The sequence below is a fragment of the Bradyrhizobium sp. PRIMUS42 genome, assembly GCF_023006515.1.
Lineage (GTDB): Bacteria > Pseudomonadota > Alphaproteobacteria > Rhizobiales > Xanthobacteraceae > Bradyrhizobium.
Map to the genome: position 1 here is coordinate 1 of NZ_JALBGZ010000892.1, position 2,229 is coordinate 2,229.

The 2,229-nt window shown below is 64.7% G+C and carries 3 protein-coding genes; all 3 read left to right on the forward strand.

The window, feature by feature from the left end; translation table 11 throughout:
- On the forward strand, positions 1–456 hold a 456-nt coding region (locus MOV75_RS35290), incomplete at its 5' end, for an alpha/beta hydrolase fold domain-containing protein (RefSeq protein ID WP_247007655.1).
- A gap of 116 nt (positions 457–572) precedes the next feature.
- On the forward strand, positions 573–1,577 hold the full coding sequence (locus MOV75_RS35295) for a Na+-dependent transporter (RefSeq protein ID WP_246931944.1): 1,005 nt from the start codon (positions 573–575) through the stop codon (positions 1,575–1,577).
- Between the two features lie 205 nt (positions 1,578–1,782).
- Entirely contained in the window at positions 1,783–2,046 is a 264-nt protein-coding gene (locus MOV75_RS35300) for a hypothetical protein (RefSeq protein WP_246931942.1), read from the forward strand.
- Positions 2,047–2,229 lie beyond the last annotated feature (183 nt).

Consider the following 2,229-nt stretch of genomic DNA (forward strand, 5'->3'; position numbering starts at 1 on the left):
GGCGGCAATCTCGCCGCGGTCGTGGCGCTGGCCGCGCGCGACGGCAATGGCCCTGCGCTTGCGGGCCAGGTGCTGATCTATCCAGCCACCGATTTCGCCATGACCCATGGCTCCCACAGCGAGCCCGAGACCAGCGTGTTGCTGACGCATTCGGTGATCCGCTGGTTCCGCGACCACTACCTCAATGGCGCCGCCGACATCCATGACTGGCGCGCTTCGCCGGCGCGTGCGCAAAACCTTGCCGGCCTGCCGCCGGCCCATGTGCTGACCGTCGGCGCCGATCCCCTGCGTGACGAAGGCCAGGAATACGCGGAGCGGCTCAGCCAAGCCGGCGTGCCCGTGACCGCCAAGCACTATCCCGGCCAGTTCCACGGCTTCTTCACGATGGGCAAGCTGTTGCCACAGGCCAATGTCGCCGTCAGCGAGATCGGCGCGTGGTTGAAGGGATTGGGCTAAAGGCAGTCCCGTAGCCCGCATGAGCGCAGCGACATGCGGGACCGCTCTCACCATACTGACGCACTTGTCCCGGATATCGCGGCGCTCATCCGGGCTACGCACCGAACCTCGTAGAGATGCCGTCCATTCTCACACCTGCCCTCGCCCTCCCTCTGCGTGTCCTGACCTGGCTCGGCAGCCAAGGCACACGCGGAGTAGCCGCTGTCGTGTTCATCGCGGCCGCGGTGCCACCGCTCGGCGCGTTGCTTCGTCCCTATCTCACCGAGGCAATCCTCTGCCTGCTCTGCATCTCGTTCATGCGGGTCGATCTCGCCGCCCTCTACAGCCATCTGCGCCGACCGGCGCTGGTTGCAACTGCCACGGCCTGGACCACGATCGGCGTGCCGCTGATCGTCGGACTGATCGCGCACGCAACCGGGCTCACGGCTCGCGCGCCCGGGCTTTCGCTCGCACTGATGCTGCAGAGCATGGCCTCACCGATGATGGCCTCCCCGGCCCTCGCCGCGCTGATGGGTCTCGATGCCACGCTCGTGCTGATCACCCTGGTGACCTCGACCGCGCTGGTGCCCTTCACGGCATCGATGTTCGCGGGCATCTTCCTCGGCGACATGCTGAGCATCACGCCGCTGACGCTGGGCCTGAAACTGCTCGGCATCCTGGCAGTATCGCTATTGGCCGCGACGGCCATCCGATGGATCTTCGGCGCCGAGGCGATCCAGCGTCAAAAAACGCCGATCGACGGTCTCAACATCGTCATCCTCTTCATCTTCGCGGCCGCGATCATGGGCGACGTCGTGAGCGACCTCCTTACGCAGCCGATGTTCACGATCGGCCTCGCAGCTCTGTCCTTCGCGATCTACTTCACGCTGCTCGCGATCACCACGCTGCTGTTCCGCCGCATCGGCTATGAGCGCGCACTGGCGCTCGGGCTGATGGTGTCACAGCGCAATCTCGGCCTGATGCTGGCGGCAACGGCCGGCGCATTGCCGCCCACCACCTGGCTGTATTTCGCGATGACGCAGTTTCCAATTCATCTTGCGCCCTACATGCTGATGCCGATCGCGCGGCACTTGACGCTGCGCGGACGTGTCGAGCGGGGCGACGGCAATAGCACTAGCTAGGCGTGCGCTCAGAATCCGGGATGTCTGCCTTCGAGGACAAGCGGAAGATGATCCGGTCCCTCGACAATGTCCTCCTGTGCATGAAGCCCAGGTGCTGCCGCCGTTGATCTACATCAAGGTCCAAACCTCACCTGGCACTCAGGTTGGTTCAGCCGAGGCTTGGGCGACACCAGTCACGTTCGCAAGTGCAATGAGGAGGATCACCATGCATCAGCGAAAGGGTCTTTCGATCGGATCAGCGACAGTTTCCGGGATTGCAGCCAGCATCCTGTTGGGGCTTGCCGGAGCCACTCTCACTCCGGCACCCGCCGAGGCGGTTATCTACTGCACGTATGTTGGCTATCCGGCAGGTTGCGTCGCAAGGGCCGGCGTCGTGCTTAGGCCTCGTCCGGTGGCGCGTGCTGCTGTCCGTCACAACGCCGGAGGCAATTTAAATGGGGGCGTCAATCGCGTTGGAGTGCGGCGGTAAAGGACTTGGTTTACGGCCTACGAGCTTCGGCGCGGAGGCCACTTTCGTGACCTAAGTCGCTCCAGCGGATGTCGCCTCCTGGGCTCAAGCCGGACATTGGCTTGTGCATCATCCGCATCCGCTCTTGCGCGGACCTCGCGATGCGGCGCCCCTACCCCGCCCGGGCCGCGCGCCGCAGCGCCT

Bases quoted from the DNA above. Each gene is read 5' to 3' on its own strand.
- MOV75_RS35295 (WP_246931944.1), top strand. From the start codon at position 573: ATGCCGTCCATTCTCACACCTGCCCTCGCCCTCCCTCTGCGTGTCCTG.
- MOV75_RS35300 (WP_246931942.1), top strand. From the start codon at position 1,783: ATGCATCAGCGAAAGGGTCTTTCGATCGGATCAGCGACAGTTTCCGGG.